We start from the raw sequence: 19,626 nt of genomic DNA, 5'->3' as shown, positions 1-19,626 counted from the left end.
TAACGAACCAGGGTAATGAACGAAAATGATGAATTATATGAATCACGCTTCAAAAATGACGGGGAGTTGGTTGCCTGTTTTGAGAGCTAAGTTAACGATGAGAGCCAAGTTACCGATGAAATCGCTGTTAATCATAAGCGCGATGTTCTCTCTGTGCACTTTTAGTTACGCTTCTGCAGCATCTAATCTGAACACGCCTGCTTTTGTTGATAAACTTGGCAGCGCTTCTTCGATTAAGACAACGGTTGAGCTTCCTCTTCAAGGTGTGACGCTTGAGTATCAAACTAGTGTTCGACTGCTTCGTGTGTTAGACGATGCAAATTCTAGCTTTAACACGAATGCTAGCTCTAATGTGAACGATAATAGCGATATTGGTTACTTCCCCCTTTCGGCTCAACTGTTTGATAAAACCAATACTCAAGCTATCGAAACAAAAAAGCGCGACGTATTTAGCCAATTAGATGCCTTGGTGCTAGAAGAACCAGAAGCAAAATTAGTAAAGCAACAATTAGCTGCTTTCCAATACCTCAATCGGGTGTTTATTGACTTAGACCGCAATGCCGTTATCTCGCAATCGGATAAGAATCCACTGCTTGTTTCAAGTTCTCCTATCAATAAACAGCCGACTTCCATAGAAAACACATCGGCAACTCAAGCTCAAACGCAAGGTTTCTCTCTGTACTTACCACAACGACCAACATCCATTCAGTTGATGGGGGTAATGAAAGAGTCGATAATAATGAAACTGATTGAGCATGGAACGTTGAATGATTATCTCGATGCATTACCGAAAGGCTTTATTGGTGAGTCCGCAGATAAAAGTGTGGCATATGTGATTCAGCCAGATGGTGTGGTGCAAACCATCCCATACTCATACTGGAACGAACAGCCGGTTTATTTAGCGCCAGGTGCCACCGTCTTTATGGCGTTTTACGCTTTGCCGTCGGAATACTCAACGTTGAACCAGAATATTGTCGATTTACTACGTCATAAGGTTGGCCTGTAATGCTGAAACAGAATTCATTCCCTCTATCGGCAGTGTGCACATCAGTAACTTGTGCCTTGTTAATGACTCACAGTGGCTCGGTATTTGCGCAGACGGTATATGCAGATACGGCTTTTGTAGAAGCAGGTCGAACAGAAACAACCATTGATTCCTCTTCGATTCGAGCAGAAAAATCATCGTTCGACGACACAGAATACAGAACATCGCAAATGAACTTTGGTGGTGTTGGTTTAATGCAAATGCCGACAGGCCGAATGGCACCAGAAGGTGAGTTCAACGTGAGTGCTTCGTTTAACAACGAATACTACTTTTATAACGTGAGCTTACAGGTGATGCCTTGGCTGGAAACCACCATTCGTTATACACAAGTCCAAGATCTGCTATATAGCGGAAGTGCAGACCAAGATTGCTCTCAAAACTCATTCAGTGGCTGTACTAAATACACCGATAAAGGCATCGACCTTAAATTGCGCTTAATCGAAGAAGGGTATTATTTACCGGAAGTGTCGGTCGGTGTACGTGACTTTGGCGGTACTGGCTTGTTCGATGGCGAATTTGTCGCGGCCACCAAACGTTTTGGCCCTGTGGATTTCACCTTGGGCATGGCTTGGGGATACATGGGCACCAGTGGTAACTTCACCAACCCAATGTGTAAAGCCAGTGACAAGTATTGTGAACGCCCGTCTGATTTTAAAGGCAATGGTGGCAGTGTCGATTTTGGACGCTGGTTTAAAGGCGATGCAGCCATTTATGGTGGCTTTGAATACCAAACTCCTTATAAGCCGCTAACCTTAAAGCTTGAATACGATGGCAATGATTATTCTCAAGATTTTCCAGTAGTACGTGGTGGTGTCGAGATGACACAACATACGCCATGGAACGTGGGCGCTGTGTACCGTTTCACGGATTGGGGCTCAGCGAAAGTGAGCTATGAGCGAGGTGACACCTTAACCCTTGGTTTCGATCTCTCTACCAATTTCAATGAAATATATGCCATGTGGCGAGATACCGAAACTGCAGAGTTGCGCCCGAGTGGCGTTGAAACGGTTGATGATATTGATATGGCGGCCCTCGCGAAAGAACTTGAAACCGTCGCAGGCTATGAACAAGCGCAAATCTTAGTCGACGATAACAGTATTGTAGTAAAGGGCACTCAGGTTAAATACCGAGACCGAGATATCGCCCTTGAACGCGGTGCGACCGTGATCGCGAATGCGGTACCGAGTTACATTAATACCTACAAAATCATCGAAAACGATAAGTCGATGGAACTCACCGAGACAACGGTAGATGCCCAAGCGTTCAAAGCGGCGGCGAACAATGCTTACCTTAACGCTCAAACCAGTGATGCAACAAACACTCATGAACTAGAGCGCAAGCAATCCGTTATTTATCACGATGGGCGTGAACGATTCGATGTGTCGATTGCACCCAACCTCGCCCAATCGTTCGGCTCAGCTGAAAACTTTTACTTATACAGCTTGGGCTTATACACCAATGCTTCATTTTGGGCGTTCAACAATGTCGAACTGTCGGGCTCTCTTTACGTCAACTTAGTCGATAACTACGACAAGTTTAACTATACCGTCCCATCCGACGGCACTGACCAAACGCCAAGAGTAAGAACCTTGTTCCGTTCTTACGTGGACGATCCGGTTCGTTTAGACCGTTTACAACTGACTTGGTTTGAAGACTATGGCAGCGGTGTCTATACCCAAGCTTACGGTGGTTACCTAGAGAGTATGTTCGCGGGTGTGGGGGGCGAAATTCTTTATCGTCCATTCAACCAAAACTGGGCCATTGGCGCAGACATGACCGCAATCAGCCAACGAGACCCTGAAAGCTGGTTTGGTACGTTTGATCAAGAGATCCAGGTAAACCCTGATAACAGCAGCCGAACGTACAAAGTGATCGATAAAGGCACGACGGGCTTTATTACGGGTTACTACACCCCACAATGGGATTTCTTGAGCGATACCTTACTGAAAGTCGGCGTCGGTAAATTCCTTGCGGGTGATATTGGTACTCGTATCGATTTCTCTAAGCAGTTCAAGAGCGGTGTGATTGCCGGTGCGTTTGTCAGCCTAACCGATATGACAACCGAAGAATACGGCGAAGGCAGCTACACCAAAGGCTTCTACGTATCGATTCCGTTTGATTTAGTCACTGTGAAACCAAGCTCAAGCCGCGCTGGCTTCACCTGGTTACCGATCACGCGTGATGGTGGACAAGTACTGAATAAACAATACAACTTGTTCGATCAAACTGATGCTCGCTCACCTTGGTTCCAAAGACCAAGTAGCGTTAAGTAGAATGAAAGGCAGATTCGAGTAATGAGTAGCGAGAAAGGATAGATACGGGGCTCGGGATGCGAGATACGAAGAGCAGTGAAAGAGCATATCCCGTATCTTGCTTTTATGCCTTTTGCATCTCGTTTACTCGTATCTCGATACTGCTCTTATCTGCTCTTTAACCATTCAACTAGGTTGATAATAAATACAATCTTGTGGATAATGCATACGGATTAAATAAACTGTACGAAGACGCACGGTTTTGCTACGTTTTAGGTAAGAATCTCCTAGTCAGCATCCACACTGATAGGTGCATATTCACTAGGCACTGTGGTGCCGCGCATGAGCGAGGGCGGTCGTGTCTTGTCTCCTTTTAATGCTAAATGGGAACAGGTTCACAGTAACCGTTGCTCTTAACTCTATTCAACACTGCGGAGCTGTTAAAATGAGTCGTTTAATTTCCTTGGATGTCCTTTGGGGCATCACAACACATTCCGTTTCTAGAACTTGGTCAACATGAAGATTAATAAAAATCGGCTCCTTTTGGCGCTCCTTCCTGTAATGCTTTTAGGGTGTACGACCCCAGGTAGTCACCTATCTACTGGTGGCAAGAATGTGATCCAGACTTCAGAAGATCAGCAAGAGTCTGATATTTCTGAAGTGGTGAACGTTTACCCACTCACCGCACAGTCAGTATCGACTTATCAAACGGGCGAATTGTCGGTGTCACAAGCTAACCCTGAACTCGACGTAGACATCGCAAAGTATGAATATAAAGTCGGTGTGGGCGATATCCTAAACATCACTATTTGGGATCACCCTGAATTGACCATACCTGCCGGTTCTTACCGTAGCAGCGCAGAAGCGGGTAACTGGGTCCATGCTGACGGCACCATTTTCTACCCGTACATTGGTACTGTTGAAGTGGCAGGTAAAACCGTTCGTGAAATTCGAACTGACATTGCAAACCGCTTAGCTAAGTACATCGAAAGCCCGCAAGTAGATGTGAACGTAGCGGCGTTTCGTTCTAAAAAAACTTACATTACTGGCGAAGTGTCTAAACCGGGCCAACAGCCAATCACCAATATTCCTTTAACCTTATTGGATGCCGTGAACCGTTCAGGTGGTCTTTCAGAAGATGCGGATTGGCGTAATGTCTCATTAACCCGCAATGGTACAGAAGAAAACCTATCGCTTTATGGCTTAATGCAGCGCGGCGACTTAATGCAAAACCGCTTACTGCAAGCGGGTGATATTGTTCACGTGCCGCGTAATGACAATCAAAAAGTCTTCGTGATGGGTGAGGTGAAAGAGCCTAAACTACTCAAAATTGACCGCGTAGGCATGAGCCTAACCGAAGCGCTAAGCAATGTTGGTGGCATTAATGAGCTGACTGCAGACGCAACGGGTGTGTTTGTCATCCGTACTTCCAATGATAAATCAGAACGCATGGCGGATATTTATCAACTGAATATGGAAGATGCATCAGCCTTAGTGATTGGTACCGAGTTTGATTTAAAACCTTACGACATTGTTTACGTCACGGCAGCACCGATCAGCCGTTGGAACCGTGTGATTGGTCAATTAATGCCTACCATCAACGGGTTCAATAACTTGACTGAAGGTGCACTACGTGTACGTAATTGGCCATAGGCTAAGGTAAATTCGTAATCAGGTCGCATGTCGAGTGCGACCTGATTTTTCATGTGTATAAGTTAATGATATTCATCAGTTCATTATGGTTGAAAGCAACGTATGTTTAACAAAATTTTAGTGGTCTGCGTGGGTAATATTTGCCGTTCCCCGACGGGAGAACGTGTTCTTCAAAAATTGCTTCCCAACAAAGAAGTGGCTTCTGCGGGCATTGCCGCCGAAAAAAGCCGTTTAATCGGCAAGCCAGCAGATGAAACGGCGATTTTGATTGCCTCTGAAAATGGTGTAGATGTAGAAAACCACCAAGCACAGCAAGTAACGCCTCAGCTTTGCGCTCAATATGACTTGATCTTGGTGATGGAGAAGGGCCATTCAGAAGCGCTCACTCAAATATCACCGGAAGCACGTGGTAAAACCATGTTGTTTGGTCAGTGGATTGGCCAAAAAGACATTCCTGATCCGTACCGTCAAAGCCGAGAAGCGTTTGAACACGCTTATAAGCTGATTGATGAAGCCGCGCAAGCTTGGGCGAAAAAACTGTAATGGATGCTGTCATTTAATCTAGATGACTTTAGCAGTTAAGCTTGAATCGTGACCAATAGAATCACATAAGAGGTAAGGGTACGTAAGCCGTACGTCACTTATCTTCAAAATATTAGTTTAGGAAGTAGCAATCTGATGACAACACAACCTTCTCAGCAATCACACACAGATAACTCTGATGAGATAGATTTAGGGAAACTGCTAGGTATCCTGTTGGACGCTAAATGGTTAATCCTGGTCACCACATTTGCTTTTGCTGTGTTCGGTATCGCGTTTGCTTTGCTTTCAACACCGATTTACAAAGCCGATGCGCTGATTCAAATTGAAGAGAAAAGCTCTGGTGGAATCTCTTCTATGGTCGGCGACATGGGCGAACTATTCTCGCAAGAATCTTCTGCCACGACAGAGGTTGAGATCATCAAGTCTCGTATGATCTTGGGTGAAACGGTCGATAAATTTAACCTAACCACAGTGACGGCACCGATTTACGCCCCTATCGTCGGCAAAGGCTTTGCACGCTTAACGGGCGACATCAACCACATTTCGGTAAGCCGTTTTACCTTGCCAAATTATGCGAGTGACTACGCGCACACGATTCAAATCGTTGATGCTGAAAAAGGCACTTACCAATTAGTTCGCGACGATGAGCGCGTTATCCTAAAAGGTAAGGTGGGTGAGTTAGCAACGGCCGACGACTACAGCCTGTTTGTGGCTGGTTTTGAATCTCACAACGGTTTCGAGTTCTCTATTGGTCAACGCAGCCGACTCGAAGCGATCGAATGGTTGAAGGCTTCTTTGTCTTTATCTGAGCAAGGTAAGCAAACCGGTATTTTGAAGCTAAGCTTTGAAGGTGAAAACAAACAGCAGATTACGGAGATTCTTAATCACATCAGCCAGATTTACTTTTTACAAAACGTGAAGCGTAATTCAGCGGAAGCAGAGAAGAGCCTACAGTTCTTAGAAAGCCACCTTCCGGGCATTAAATCTGAGCTGACCGGCTATGAAGACGTACTGAACAACTACCGCCAGAAGAACGAATCGATCGACTTGGGTTTGGAAGCACAATCGACCTTGAAGGTCATGGTTGAGCTTGAAGCACAACTGAATGAACTGACGTTTAAAGAGAGTGAAATCAGCCAGCGCTTTACTAAAGATCACCCAGCATACAAAGCCCTACTTGATAAACGTAAAACGCTGATGGGTGAGAAAGAGCGCCTAAACAAGCAAGTACAAAAGCTGCCGAAAACACAACGTGAAGTACTGCGTATGACACGTGATGTTGAAGTAAACCAACAAATCTACATTCAGTTATTAAACAAGGTTCAAGAGCTAAGCATCATTAAAGCAGGTACGGTCGGTAACGTGCGTATCTTAGACGATGCACAAGCGTATGCTCGCGCCGTGAAACCGAAGAAGCCACTGATTGTTGTATTAGCGACGCTACTGGGTGGTATGCTGAGTGTTGCGTTTGTACTAGTAAAAGCGGCGTTTCACCGCGGTGTGGAAAGCCCTGATCAAATTGAACAGATTGGCCTGCCCGTTTACGCAGCGGTACCAAAATCTGACTTGCAAATTGAGCTAGCTAACCGCTTCAAATCGAAGAAGCAGCAAACCAAGGGTACCCAAGCCCTGCTTGCCGAATCGAACCCTGCCGATCTTTCGGTTGAAGCCTTGCGTGGCCTTCGTACCAGCTTGCACTTTGCGATGCTTGAAGCCAAAAATAACGTGTTAATGATCTCTGGCCCTGCGCCAGGCATTGGTAAATCTTTCATCTCGACCAACTTTGCGGCAGTGGCGGCCAAAACAGGCCAGAAAGTGTTGATCATTGATGCCGATATGCGTAAAGGTTACTTACAGCAAAGCTTTGGTGTGAAATGGGAAAATGGCCTTTCTGATCTGTTGAGCAGCAAGCAGGAGTTTGCTCAATCAGTGAAAACGACACCAGTGGAAAACCTAGATATTATTACTCGCGGCCAAGTGCCACCCAACCCATCTGAGCTGCTGATGCACCCACGCTTTGCAGAGCTGATGGAGTGGGCATCAAAAGAGTATGACTTGGTGATTGTCGATACCCCGCCAGTATTAGCGGTAACCGACCCAAGCATTGTTGGTGCTTTCGCTGGTACCACTCTAATGGTGGCGCGCTACGGTCAAAACACCATTAAAGAGATTGACGTTGCTCGCAACCGTTTCGAACAATCTGGTATCGAAGTGAAAGGCGTTATTTTCAACGCCATCGAGAAGAAAGCATCGAGCTCGTACGGCTACGGTTACTACAACTACGCCTATTCGAGCGACAAAAAATAAATAAAAGCAGATACGGGATGCGACTGGCGAGATACGAAAAGCGTGGCTCTTCGCATCCCGTTTACCCACATCTGCTCTTCATCTCTTCGAATCTCGCATCTGCCCCTAGGCTCTTAAAACCATCACCGGACCCGCTTTATTCACGCCCCAATCCTTATGCCTCTTAACATTCTCATCTGAAATCAAGAACTGCTCTTGCAGTGCAGCCATCAAACCAAACAACGCCTTACGCTGCGCCAGTGTGAAATTATCTTCTGGTTGCAGCTCGGCATTACACCCACCCACCATACAAACCCCAATATTGCCCTTGTTGTGCCCCTTCACATGCGCGCCGGTTTGCGACAGCGGCCTGCCCAGTTCGACATCTCCGTTGCTACGAATAACAAAGTGATACCCCACATCGCGCAAGCCTCTCTTTTTATGCTATCTACGAATCTCGGCTACGTCTACATCTTGCTGTGGCGGTGTGGCGCTGCAATGCACCGAAATAAAAGAGTATGGAGGACAATGAGGCAAACGAAGTAAAACCGAAACCAGATTGAAGGCATACGGAGTTAACAGGAAAGGGGATGCTGAAGGTAAACAAGGCTTTAACGAGGGAATAAGCTCCACCTTGCTAGCCTGCTCTTCGGAGCAACCCCGCTCTTGCAAAACAGTAGGCGCTTCTAACGGCTGGTGTGGAACTCGATCAGTTGCTGCTGGAGTGTTTGACAAAATAAATCCTCGTGTTGTTGTAACCAAGTGATTAAGGACGTTGATAACGAATCTTTTAAATTAGGGTGCCGTGCGATGTGTTGTCGCAAACTGGCGCCTACGGTTTTTGCATAGCCGGGTTGGTGGCTGACATAACGTAGATACATCACGTAATAACCCAGAGGCTGGCTGCGCCGTGCTCGGCTGATCATCCAACAAAGATCCTGATAGCTGGCGACGTCACCGCATTCATCTTCATTAAAATCACAACCTTCCATTTGGCTTTCTTTATAATCGCCGGCTTCATAGCTCAGTACTTGGCCAGACCCATCACTATCACTAAAAAATAACGGCTGAAGTGACTGATTGAAGGAACAAGGTCGGCATTCGATGCTCGCCATTCCGGGTTGGTACGCTGAAATAAAAAGAGAAACTATCGCCTTCATTAAGCACCTTATTGCTGCATGGGGAGGGCAATGTACTTCAACATTCTTGATTGGGGTTGGTGGTAATAGCGCGAAAACGGAGGAACACAAAAAAGTGAGAGGTGCTTCGAAGATTATCAGTCTAGATGGTAGCTTTGTTGCATATCAATGAGAGCAGGCAGGAGAAACACTTTTTGTTACTTTCTATCTCGCCTTACCTTTGCCCCTAATGCTTAAAAAAGTGGTGTTAATAACTTGTTATGCAAACGAATGGCTCTAGCCAGATCAACCCAATCGTCAAATTAAGGGCAATAGATAGCCCAAGGCAATCGCTAGACCAAGGCTAATATCATTTAACAAGGAGTGTTACCCATGTGTGTTTCTCTTATTCTTTCTTTTATCCCATTAAAAACCGGATCGCAGATCAGCAAGTTGGTGTTATTAAAACTGGCCGATGCGCGCGGCGTGTGTTTCCCTTCCCTAAATTACTTGGCGCAATATTGTGAAGTGTCGGTAAGAACCGTGAAACGACACGTTAATGAACTGGAGAAACAGGGCTTTGTGAAGCGGATAAAACGGTTTGATGACTCAGGACGCTAGCGCAGCAATATTTATCAGCTGCGCCTGCCCAACGACAGCCACATTCAGCAGGCCGATCTAGACCAAGCGAATCAAGAGAACGCGAATGTAGAACAAATAGGTTTACCGTCAGCTTCATCGGAATATCTACAGAAGACAGAGCACGCAAAGAAACAGACCATTCAGACACGCCCCAGGGTGACTCAAGATCCAACACGGAGAGTGATCATTCTGCACACATAATCTTTCATAAAGAACATAAAACAAAGTTGAGCCTGAAAAACGGCCTCTTAGGTGACACCGATGTTCTTGATCCCCCAAGCGGTTCTGAACAACATGAGAGCTCCCGCTTCACCTCCAAACCCAAAAGCAAAACCAAAAATGAAGCCGTGATTCACCTGCTCACCCAAGAGGGCAGTGCACCGATTTATCATGAGTTCACCACCATATTAGAACGTACCTACCCCAACTTAGACGTGCTGCAACAACTGCACGCCATGCAAGCGTGGTTGTACATCAACCCCGATAAACGCAAACCCTTTGAGCACATCGGCCACTTTGTGAATGGCTGGCTAACAAGAAGCGCCAAAGCAAAAGCCAAGACAAACCAAGGTTCATTGCCAGCTTTTGAGCGAACAAGACCAACCAAACCTAAACAAGCGATAAAGTCCGAAAAAACAATACAAGTAGCCAGCCAACGGCTTCCCTGCCACCCACACCAGTCTCTCAGGCCCTTGCGGACTGCAAAGCCAACAGCACCACCAACCCGTTTGAGGCGCGTATTAAGGCCCTCATCCAAACCAAATCGCTCGGCATGGATTCTGCTCAGTGACCATTCGATTATTCATAGACTAAGCGCTTGTTCACACAGCCCAAAGCTACTGAAAACTAAGAGCTTAGGAAACCAAAAGTTAAGGCAAACCAAAGGCTAAGACAGACCAAGCGCGAATACAGACAAAAAACGTCAAGAAATTAAAGTAGAATTAGGAGAGGGCAGCATGGCCGATACCAGCCTAAAAAAACTGGCAACGGAAGAAAAGGTCACTATTTTAGAAAAAGAGATAGCGCGAGTGGAAGGGCGGATTGGCGAGTTCTTGAAACTGCTGGTTAATCGCTACCCACAAGGGCTAACACGCACAGAGATTAAAGCGTTATTGGTGGTGAACAACAACCCAAGCTTCGTGTCGCTGTACCGCAACGGCAACATCTTCATTGATATAGAAAAGCGCTACTGCGACGCAGCACAAGAAAACAAGTACCACATAGGCACTCAGTACTTGCAAGACGTACAATGCTTCCGTTGGCTGAATGCGTGGTGAGTTATTTACCATGCCGGAGTCAATTCTAAACTGGTTAATATGCACTTGCTTTGCTAGAATGCGTTACATATTTTAAAACCGTATGAAAACCGCATAAAGCGAACAAATTGTCACTATTGCCTTTAGGAGCCAAACCTAAGGGCGGTAGCGTACCTAAATACTAGAGTGGCAAGTAAGTCGTTAGCAAATCAAAAGCGCTAAAAGCCACAAAAGGCTGGTTTTGGCTGCCTATTGGGGCAGTTTTTAAAAAGTTAGCAAAATCTAGGTTTTATAAAGGATTGTCGAAAGTAGGCTGTCTCAAAATGGATAAAAAGTGTCTCAGGGGCTTAATATTGGCTGAGACTCAAAGTGATAAAAACTCCCTCTTTTATTTCATCTTCCGGTTGGAAACTTCATAAAATGACTAAGAAAAAAATTCTTACGGTTTTTGGCACACGCCCAGAAGCCATCAAAATGGCACCTCTTGTCCATGCTTTAGCGGCCGATGAGCGCTTTGAAGCAAAATGTTGCGTCACCGCTCAACACCGTGAAATGCTTGATCAAGTATTAGATCTGTTTGAAATCACACCGGACTACGATTTGAACTTAATGAAAGCCGGGCAAACACTTAACGAAGTGACCGCTCGTATTTTGTTAGAGCTGAAACCTGTGCTAGAAGAATTTAAACCAGACGTGGTGTTAGTACACGGTGATACGGCGACAACCTTTGGCGCAAGTTTGGCCGCTTACTATGAACAAATTGTAGTTGGTCACGTAGAAGCAGGTCTTCGTACGGGCAATATATACTCACCGTGGCCAGAAGAAGGTAACCGTCGATTAACAGGCGCGTTGACCAAATACCACTTTGCACCGACGACAACGTCAAAAGAAAACCTGCTGAAAGAAAACTTCAATCCGAAAGATATTTCAGTAACGGGTAATACCGTAATTGATGCGTTACTGATGGTGAAAGACAAAATTGAATCTGACAGTGATTTGAACACTACGCTTTCTGCTCAGTTCCCATTTCTAGATGAGAGCAAAAAGCTCATTTTAGTGACAGGGCATCGCCGTGAAAGTTTTGGTGGCGGCTTTGAGCGCATCTGTGAATCACTTGCTATTACTGCAAAAGCGCACCCAGAGACGCAAATTCTATATCCGATGCACCTTAACCCAAATGTACGTGAACCTGTGAATCGTATTCTTGCTGACATTAGTAACATTCATCTGATTGAGCCTCAGCAATATCTACCATTTATCTACTTAATGAGCCGCGCACACATTATTTTGACCGACTCGGGCGGCATTCAAGAAGAAGCACCTTCGCTAGGCAAGCCAGTGTTAGTAATGAGGGATACAACCGAGCGACCAGAAGCCGTTGAAGCGGGAACGGTGAAGTTGGTAGGTACAAATGTTGATATGATCGTTGAGAATTTAAACCAGCTACTAACGGACGAAAGCGCGTATCAAGCTATGGGCTTTGCACACAACCCATATGGTGACGGCAAAGCTTGTCAACGAATTTTGAATGAATTAGAAAAATAAAAGTTTTAGGAAATCATAATGTCTTTTAAAACAATTTCAGTGGTCGGCTTAGGTTACATTGGGCTACCGACAGCAGCGATGTTTGCATCACGTAAGAAAAAAGTAATTGGTGTCGATGTAAATCAACATGCCGTTGATACGATCAACCGTGGTGAAATCCATATTGTCGAACCCGATCTAGATATGTTGGTAAGCGCTGCTGTTCAGCAAGGCTTTTTAAAAGCTGTGACGACACCAGAGGTTGCGGATGCATTTCTAGTTGCAGTTCCAACTCCTTTCCTTCCTATTGAAAATTATGGTGATATTCCCAAGCCTGATCTGCGCTATGTCGAAGCGGCATCCAAAGCAATTGCGCCAGTACTTAAGAAGGGGGATTTAGTGATACTGGAGTCTACATCACCTGTCGGGGCGACTGAGAAAATGGCTTCTTGGCTAGCAGAAGCACGTCCTGATTTATCTTTTCCCCAAACGCATGGTGAAAGCGCGGATGTAAACGTTGCACATTGCCCTGAGCGTGTACTACCAGGCCACGTGGTAACAGAGCTTGTACAGAATGATCGTGTTATTGGAGGTATGAGTAAACGCTGTTCAGAAAGAAGTGTAGCGCTTTATAAAACCTTCGTGATGGGTGAGTGTGTGATTACCAATGCCCGTACTGCAGAAATGGCAAAGCTAACCGAAAACAGTTGCCGTGACGTGCAAATTGCCTTTGCAAACGAACTGTCGATGATTTGTGATGAACTGGATATTGATGTGTGGGAGTTGATTTCACTCGCCAATCGACACCCCCGTATTAACATTCTACAACCAGGCCCGGGAGTTGGCGGGCACTGCATCGCAGTTGACCCTTGGTTTATTGTTTCAAAAACACCAGAGTTAGCAAAGTTAATTAAAACAGCACGTGACGTGAATGATAAAAAACCTGAATGGGTGATTGAAAAAGTTAAAATTGCATTGGCTGAGTTTTTACAAGCTAACCCATCTAAAACCGCCGAAGATGTCACTATAGCTTGCTATGGTTTAGCTTTTAAACCGGATATTGATGATTTGCGTGAGAGCCCTGCGTTAGATATTACCGAATCAATAGCAGCATTTCACACCGGACAAGTACTAGCAATTGAACCAAATATTGATTCAATTGACCATGATACGATCAAATTAGTGACTATTGATGAATCATTAACTAAAACAGATATTCATGTGATGCTTGTAGATCACCAACAGTTCAAGAAAATTAAACTTAATGACTCTTTCGTGATTGATACAAAAGGAATCTGGTGATGAAAATCTTGATTACTGGCGGTGCTGGCTTTATCGGTTCAGCTGTTATACGTCACATTATAAGTAATACACCTGACAGTGTAATAAACGTCGATAAACTAACTTATGCAGGTAATTTAGAATCTCTTATCGAAGTAGATTCGAGCGAACGCTATGTATTTGAGCTGGTGGATATCTGCAACCGAATAGAACTTGACCGTATTTTTTCCAAGCACAAACCGGATGCAGTGATGCATCTCGCAGCTGAATCGCATGTTGACCGTTCAATCACTGGACCTGCCGCATTCATTGAAACCAATATCGTGGGTACCTATACGCTTCTCGAAGCAACCCGCGAATACTGGAAGACGCTTGAAGGGAATGCAAAGTTAGCCTTTCGCTTTCATCATATTTCGACTGATGAAGTGTATGGCGATCTGCCGCACCCAGATGATGTAGAAGCAGGGACTGAGCATTCTCTACCCATGTTCTTAGAGACAACCTCGTATGAGCCTTCTAGTCCATATTCGGCGTCTAAGGCTTCCAGCGATCACTTAGTTCGTGCATGGTTAAGAACGTATGGGCTTCCTACTATCGTAACTAACTGCTCGAATAACTACGGTCCATACCACTTCCCTGAAAAACTGATTCCTCTAGTAATCCTCAATGCGCTCGAAGGTAAAGAGCTACCTATTTACGGTAAAGGGGACCAAATCCGCGATTGGCTATTTGTCGAAGACCATGCCCGAGCGCTATACAAAGTAGTAACCGAAGGTAAGGTGGGTGAAACGTATAATATAGGTGGTCATAACGAAAAGAAAAACATCGAGGTGGTGAACACAATTTGTGACATTTTGGATACGTTAGTTCCAAAAGATACAAAGTACGCAGAACAAATCACGTATGTTCAAGACCGCCTGGGTCATGACCGCCGTTATGCGATTGATTCATCAAAAATGCAATGTGAGTTAAATTGGACGCCGGAAGAAACTTTTGAAACAGGTCTTCGTAAGACCGTCCAATGGTACCTAAATAATAGAAAATGGTGCAAACGTGTATTGGGTAACTCTTATAGTGGAGAACGTTTGGGAACGTCTCTATAGACAGTAATAATTAACGAATATGATCATCTTTAAAGGCTTCGAGGCTTGTTAGGCAATCGATGTTTCAATAATGGTTAGCTAGTACCATCATATAATTGATATAATTGATATGATTTTGTTAATAATTTGCGCTGTGCTTTACGGTCAAGAGAATTGGAAAGCTATTCATCTTTACTCCAAGCACAGTTAGCTTCTTTAAGCTGTTGGGTGATTTTAGTCATGGTGTCCTTTTACATCGACAATAGCCAGAGCTTTGGGAATGATTAATGCTGCTCGCCTACAGAAGTTTTTATCGAATGGAGGGCAAATTGTACTGAGCTTACTAAGGGTTAAGTGGTTGCCATTGACTGTAAATCGTTTGGGGCTCTTATGGTGACTCTCGTGGTCTTGGTGCTATTCACATGGTAAATACTTTTGCTACCGAAAATAGTATCAGTCTCGGGCAAACATAAAGTTTATCGAAAATCCAATGAGATCGTTACTATCTCAGAGTTGCTAGAACTGTTTGACATGTAGGTTTTTTGAGGGTAATTGATACTATGGTATGCCAACAGAAAATTGCTCAGAAAACCCTTGACAAGAAAGCCGATTACTTACCGGCGGTTAAAGGTAATCAATGACGTTTAGAGCAAGCGTTTAATACCTATTTCGATATGAGTATGCAGTAAAATCACGATAGTGATCCGTATAGCACGCAGGGAAAGTTTCGTGGTCGCCAGAAAACAACATTGGCCTTAACGAATACTGATTTGAATTTTTAAGTGATGTTGGACTTGAATAGCCAGAGCCAAAAACAATGGGTATTGTTGCTTCTTTTCAGTAAAAGGAATAGGTCGCGAAAGAGCCCGAATTCACAGTTAGACACTATGTTAGCTCGAAAAAATTAGATGTTAAATAATTGTTAGGCATGGCGTATTCACATTGGTTGAGTCGATGCCCTGGTCGTTAGATACTGCTTTCGATAAAGATGTCAGCCAAAACGAGCATTAAATACAAAAGAGCAATGTGTGCGATGAATTGTGAGTACCTTTTAAAAGCTCTAGCAAGCCTTTATTGCCGGAGGTGTTCATGATTTTTCAGTGTCTCTATAGATATTAATAACTAAAAAGGTAAAACTTCTATGAAGGGTATTGTTTTAGCTGGTGGCTCGGGGACTCGTTTGTACCCGATTACACGCGGAGTATCAAAACAACTGTTGCCAATATACGATAAACCAATGATTTTCTATCCGATATCTACATTAATGCTATCGGGAATTAAAGATATTCTAATAATAACTACTCCAGAAGATAATGAAGGTTTTAAACGTTTACTTGGTGATGGTAGTGACTTCGGCATCAATTTGTCATATGAAGTGCAAGAGAAACCTGATGGATTAGCCCAAGCTTTTATTATTGGTGAAGAATTTATTGGTAACGATTCAGTTTGTTTAGTTCTTGGTGATAACATTTTCTATGGACAAGGTTTTTCACCAAAGTTACTAAATGCTGCGAAGAAAAAGAAAGGCGCTACTGTTTTTGGATATCAAGTGAAGGATGCAGATAGGTTCGGAGTTGTTGAGTTTGATTCTCAAATGAAAGTCATTTCTATCGAAGAAAAGCCGACAAAACCTAAGTCAAACTATGCTGTAACTGGATTATACTTTTATGATAACTCTGTAGTTGATATTGCCAAATCCATTAAACCATCAGAAAGAGGTGAGCTAGAAATTACTTGTATAAATAATCGCTACCTTGAACAAGATGAATTGAGTGTCGAAATTTTGGGAAGAGGGTTTGCATGGCTTGATACAGGTACTCATGAGTCTCTTTTAGAAGCTAGTCAGTTTGTCCAAACGATTGAGCATCGTCAAGGCTTTAAAATAGCATGTTTGGAGGAAATAGCTCTTAATCAAGGTTGGTTGACTCGAGAACAAGTAAAATCACAGTCAAAAGACATGATAAAAAATAGCTATGGCCAATATTTAGATAGTTTGTAGGTAACCATGTCCATTAAAATCAATGATCCGTTGAAGCCAGACTTAAATCTTCTGAATGAGTATCTAGACCAGATAAACGAAACTGGATGGTTTACTAACTTTGGTCCATTACATGATTTGCTGACTAAAAGATTAGAAGAATATTTAGGTGTTCGTAACTTGTTACTTGTTTCCAATGGTACTTTAGCTTTGCAAATTGCCTGCAGAACATTGGGACTTAAGAATGTAATCACAACACCGTTTACTTTTGTAGCAACAAGTAGCGCATTACTATGGGAAAACATCAATATTAATTATAGTGATATTGACCCCAATACATTAAATCTAGACAGCGTTTTAGTTGACGAGCATTTAAAGTTAAGTAGTGGTATTGACTCTATTTTAGCTACACATGTATTTGGAAACCCTTGTGATGTGTACGATTTTGATAGAATGTCTAAATCTCACAATGTAAAAGTGATATATGATGCTGCGCATGCGTTTGATGTCAAAGTAAGTGGAAAGTCTGTTTTGAATTTTGGTGATGCTAGCACTCTTAGCTTTCATGCAACCAAGCTATTTCATACCATAGAAGGTGGAGCCATAGTTTTCAATAAGCGAGATGACTATCTTAAGGCCAAAAAATTAATTAGTTTTGGTATTAACGAAAACGGAATGATCGATTCTGTGGGAATTAATGCAAAAATGAACGAGTATCAATGTGCAGTGGGTCTAGTTAATCTTGATAACCTTGAAAAGATAATTAACACTAGAGTTGAGCTTTTTAAACTTTATAGAAAATTATTGAAGAATCATGTTGAGCTACCTTTATGGAGTGAAAAATCTTCGTTTAATGGCTCTTATATGCCCATTATGCTTAAAAATGAAGACTTGAAACATAAAGTAAAGAGTGTGTTGTTAGAAAATAACATACAGACAAGAGACTACTTTGCTCCATCTTTAGACTCGGTTTTTGATGTGAAATGCATCAACGGTGTCGAAATGAGCCATAATGCTGTGAAAAGAATTATATGCCTGCCTTTGCATTATTATCTTGAAGATAAAGATGTTAGACAGATTTCAAGAATTATAATTGGTGTAACCGAAAGTGAAAGTATTAATAGTTTCCGATAATGAAGTACTCGTTAGTTTTTTCATGGAATTAATTAACGAACCTTGTTATAAACAATATGACTTCTCATTTAGTTATAGTGTTATAAATAAGAATCCTGATAAATTGATAGAGCTTGGTATGACGTCAATTGACATAAAGGATTTGAGAGTAGTTAGCTATATTCTTGATTCCTATGACCTAGTTATATCAGCGCACTGTAAGCAAATATTCCCCAAGGGTTTAGTTGAAAATATAAGGTGTATTAATGTTCATCCGGGCCTTAATCCTCACAATAGAGGATGGTTTCCTCAGGTTTTCTCTATAATAAACAAGAAACCGATAGGATGTACAATACACTTAATGAATTCTGAAGTAGACGACGGTGATATACTTTTTCAATCAGAAATAAAAATAGAAGAAGATGAAACATCGTTATGTGTATACAACAGAGTTATTAATGAAGAAAAAAAATTATTGAAAGAGAAGTTTAAAAATATACTTGATAAGAATTATGTCGCTAACCCTCCTTGCATTAAAGGTAATTATAATTCTATTTTAGACTTTCGAAATTTAACTGAATTAGATTTGGAGTCTAGAGGAACTTTGAGGCAACATTTGGATTTATTGCGAGCACTTTCGCATGGCGACTTTAAAAATGGCTACTTTTTAAATTGTGATGGGAAAAAAGTTTATGTGACATTAAACCTTGAAGTAGAGTCTAGCTAGATTATATGAAATTAAATATCTTACATTTAACCACAGACAACAAGTTTTTCCCGATGGCACTTCGGTCTTTTGAGCGAGTTTTTCCAAAACAAAATACATCATGGGTCAAAACGAATAGTGCTGATGGCAATTTTGAAGGACAAGAATTCGATAGAGTACTTTCGTTTAGTGATGTATTAAACCCCAAATTAATTAATGAAATAGAAGGGTATAGTTGTGTTGTATTACATTCATTTGACCCTTTCTGGCTCCCAATCATTACAATGCTTCCGAAAAAAAACAAAATAATATGGATTGGTTGGGGGTATGACTACTATGACCTAATTGATGATGAAAATGCATTTCTTTTAGATACAACAAAAACTATTAATATGACTTCAAAAAGTCGTATTGATGATATCATTCGATCGTTCAAATCTAGAATTATAAAGAGGTGGAAATCCTCAGTTTTATATAAAATTAACTCACTATCAACAGTAATTGAAGACGATTACTTGATGATTAGGAGTAAAAAAAATCTTAAATTACCAGAATACAGGCCTTGGAACTACGGAGAGTTATATACGGATTATGTGAAAGGAGTAATTGAACAAAGGGTTAATAGTAATAAGATTTTAATAGGCAATAGCGCTTCCGCTACAAATAATCACATTGAGATACTAGAAATTATTAATGGTGTAACAAAAGGTAAAGAAGTTATTATTCCACTAAGTTATGGTAATGTAGATTATCGTAACAGATTAAAAAATAACATTTCAAAATATAAGAACTTAAGCATATCTACTTTAGAAAATTTCCTACCCAGTGAAGAGTATACAAAACTCTTATTGAGCTGTGGAAATGTGGTCATGAACCATATAAGGCAGCAAGCGGTCGGTAATATTGTTATTGCCCTTTATTTGGGAGCTAAAGTATACCTACGAACTGATAATCCAGTATATGGATTCTTGTCAAAAAAGGGCTTTGTGCTATTTTCTATTGATGAATTAGTGAACAATCCCGATATGCTGGATAAGCCATTAGAAGATGAACATGTCAAGACGAATCAAATGAAACTCGAAATGATTTGGTCGATGGATAATATAGATAAGAAAACAAAAGATCTAATTTTAGGGATTAGATAATC

At 42.4% G+C, this 19,626-nt stretch carries 14 protein-coding genes and 2 pseudogenes; 14 read left to right on the top strand and 2 right to left on the bottom strand.

The window, feature by feature from the left end; translation table 11 throughout:
* The first annotated feature begins 25 nt into the window (after positions 1-25).
* The 5 genes from L1D11_RS11035 (at position 26) to L1D11_RS11015 (ending at position 7,800) form a co-directional block, all read left to right on the top strand.
* The gene (locus tag L1D11_RS11035; protein WP_239832986.1) at positions 26-1,006 is read left to right on the top strand and encodes a capsule biosynthesis GfcC family protein; all 981 of its coding nucleotides are present in this window, start codon (positions 26-28) and stop codon (positions 1,004-1,006) included.
* Positions 1,006-3,318 (top strand): YjbH domain-containing protein, encoded by a 2,313-nt coding sequence (locus L1D11_RS11030; RefSeq protein WP_239832985.1) that lies wholly within the window; start codon positions 1,006-1,008, stop codon positions 3,316-3,318. Before L1D11_RS11035 ends, L1D11_RS11030 begins: the two co-directional genes overlap by 1 nt.
* A 495-nt stretch (positions 3,319-3,813) precedes the next feature.
* Entirely contained in the window at positions 3,814-4,950 is a 1,137-nt protein-coding gene (locus L1D11_RS11025) for a polysaccharide export protein (RefSeq protein WP_239832984.1), read from the top strand.
* A 102-nt stretch (positions 4,951-5,052) separates the two neighbouring features.
* Positions 5,053-5,493 carry a low molecular weight protein-tyrosine-phosphatase gene (locus L1D11_RS11020; protein ID WP_239832983.1) on the top strand — a complete coding sequence of 147 codons (441 nt, stop codon included), beginning with the start codon at positions 5,053-5,055 and terminating at the stop codon, positions 5,491-5,493.
* Positions 5,494-5,628: 135 nt separating this feature from the next.
* The gene (locus L1D11_RS11015) at positions 5,629-7,800 is read left to right on the top strand and encodes a polysaccharide biosynthesis tyrosine autokinase (protein WP_239862459.1); all 2,172 of its coding nucleotides are present in this window, start codon (positions 5,629-5,631) and stop codon (positions 7,798-7,800) included.
* A 105-nt stretch (positions 7,801-7,905) separates the two neighbouring features.
* On the opposite strand, the pseudogene L1D11_RS11010 reads toward L1D11_RS11015, so the two are convergent.
* Together L1D11_RS11010 and L1D11_RS11005 are read right to left on the bottom strand one after the other, a co-directional pair.
* Positions 7,906-8,451 (bottom strand): annotated as a pseudogene (locus L1D11_RS11010) (N-acetylmuramoyl-L-alanine amidase).
* Between the two features lie 14 nt (positions 8,452-8,465).
* Positions 8,466-8,939 (bottom strand): hypothetical protein, encoded by a 474-nt coding sequence (locus L1D11_RS11005; RefSeq protein ID WP_239862457.1) that lies wholly within the window; start codon positions 8,937-8,939, stop codon positions 8,466-8,468.
* Positions 8,940-9,290: 351 nt separating this feature from the next.
* Here L1D11_RS11005 and L1D11_RS11000 point away from each other — a divergent pair.
* From L1D11_RS11000 to L1D11_RS10960, 9 genes and pseudogenes are all read left to right on the top strand, one after another.
* A pseudogene (locus tag L1D11_RS11000) lies at positions 9,291-10,329 on the top strand (helix-turn-helix domain-containing protein).
* Positions 10,330-10,495: 166 nt separating this feature from the next.
* Positions 10,496-10,816 (top strand): hypothetical protein, encoded by a 321-nt coding sequence (locus tag L1D11_RS10995; RefSeq protein WP_239862455.1) that lies wholly within the window; start codon positions 10,496-10,498, stop codon positions 10,814-10,816.
* A 399-nt stretch (positions 10,817-11,215) separates the two neighbouring features.
* On the top strand, positions 11,216-12,340 hold the full coding sequence (gene wecB, locus L1D11_RS10990) for a UDP-N-acetylglucosamine 2-epimerase (non-hydrolyzing) (RefSeq protein WP_239862453.1): 1,125 nt from the start codon (positions 11,216-11,218) through the stop codon (positions 12,338-12,340).
* A gap of 18 nt (positions 12,341-12,358) precedes the next feature.
* Positions 12,359-13,621, top strand: a complete 1,263-nt coding sequence (gene wecC, locus L1D11_RS10985; protein ID WP_239862451.1) for a UDP-N-acetyl-D-mannosamine dehydrogenase — start codon at positions 12,359-12,361, stop codon at positions 13,619-13,621.
* The gene (rfbB, locus tag L1D11_RS10980) at positions 13,621-14,703 is read left to right on the top strand and encodes a dTDP-glucose 4,6-dehydratase (RefSeq protein WP_239862449.1); all 1,083 of its coding nucleotides are present in this window, start codon (positions 13,621-13,623) and stop codon (positions 14,701-14,703) included. Before wecC ends, rfbB begins: the two co-directional genes overlap by 1 nt.
* A gap of 1,120 nt (positions 14,704-15,823) precedes the next feature.
* Positions 15,824-16,681, top strand: a complete 858-nt coding sequence (rfbA, locus tag L1D11_RS10975; protein ID WP_239862447.1) for a glucose-1-phosphate thymidylyltransferase RfbA — start codon at positions 15,824-15,826, stop codon at positions 16,679-16,681.
* Between the two features lie 6 nt (positions 16,682-16,687).
* Positions 16,688-17,794, top strand: coding sequence for a DegT/DnrJ/EryC1/StrS family aminotransferase (locus L1D11_RS10970; RefSeq protein ID WP_239862445.1), 1,107 nt, complete (start codon positions 16,688-16,690; stop codon positions 17,792-17,794).
* A gap of 22 nt (positions 17,795-17,816) precedes the next feature.
* Complete coding sequence (locus L1D11_RS10965) at positions 17,817-18,500, top strand: dTDP-4-amino-4,6-dideoxyglucose formyltransferase (RefSeq protein ID WP_239862443.1); 684 nt, start codon at positions 17,817-17,819, stop codon at positions 18,498-18,500.
* A gap of 5 nt (positions 18,501-18,505) precedes the next feature.
* A complete protein-coding gene (locus L1D11_RS10960; RefSeq protein WP_239862441.1) occupies positions 18,506-19,624 on the top strand; it encodes a TDP-N-acetylfucosamine:lipid II N-acetylfucosaminyltransferase in 1,119 nt (372 codons plus the stop codon).
* Positions 19,625-19,626 lie beyond the last annotated feature (2 nt).

The organism is Vibrio sp. Isolate32 (assembly GCF_022397955.1).
Taxonomy (GTDB): Bacteria; Pseudomonadota; Gammaproteobacteria; order Enterobacterales; family Vibrionaceae; genus Vibrio.
This window is presented reverse-complemented; position numbering and strand designations above follow the sequence as displayed.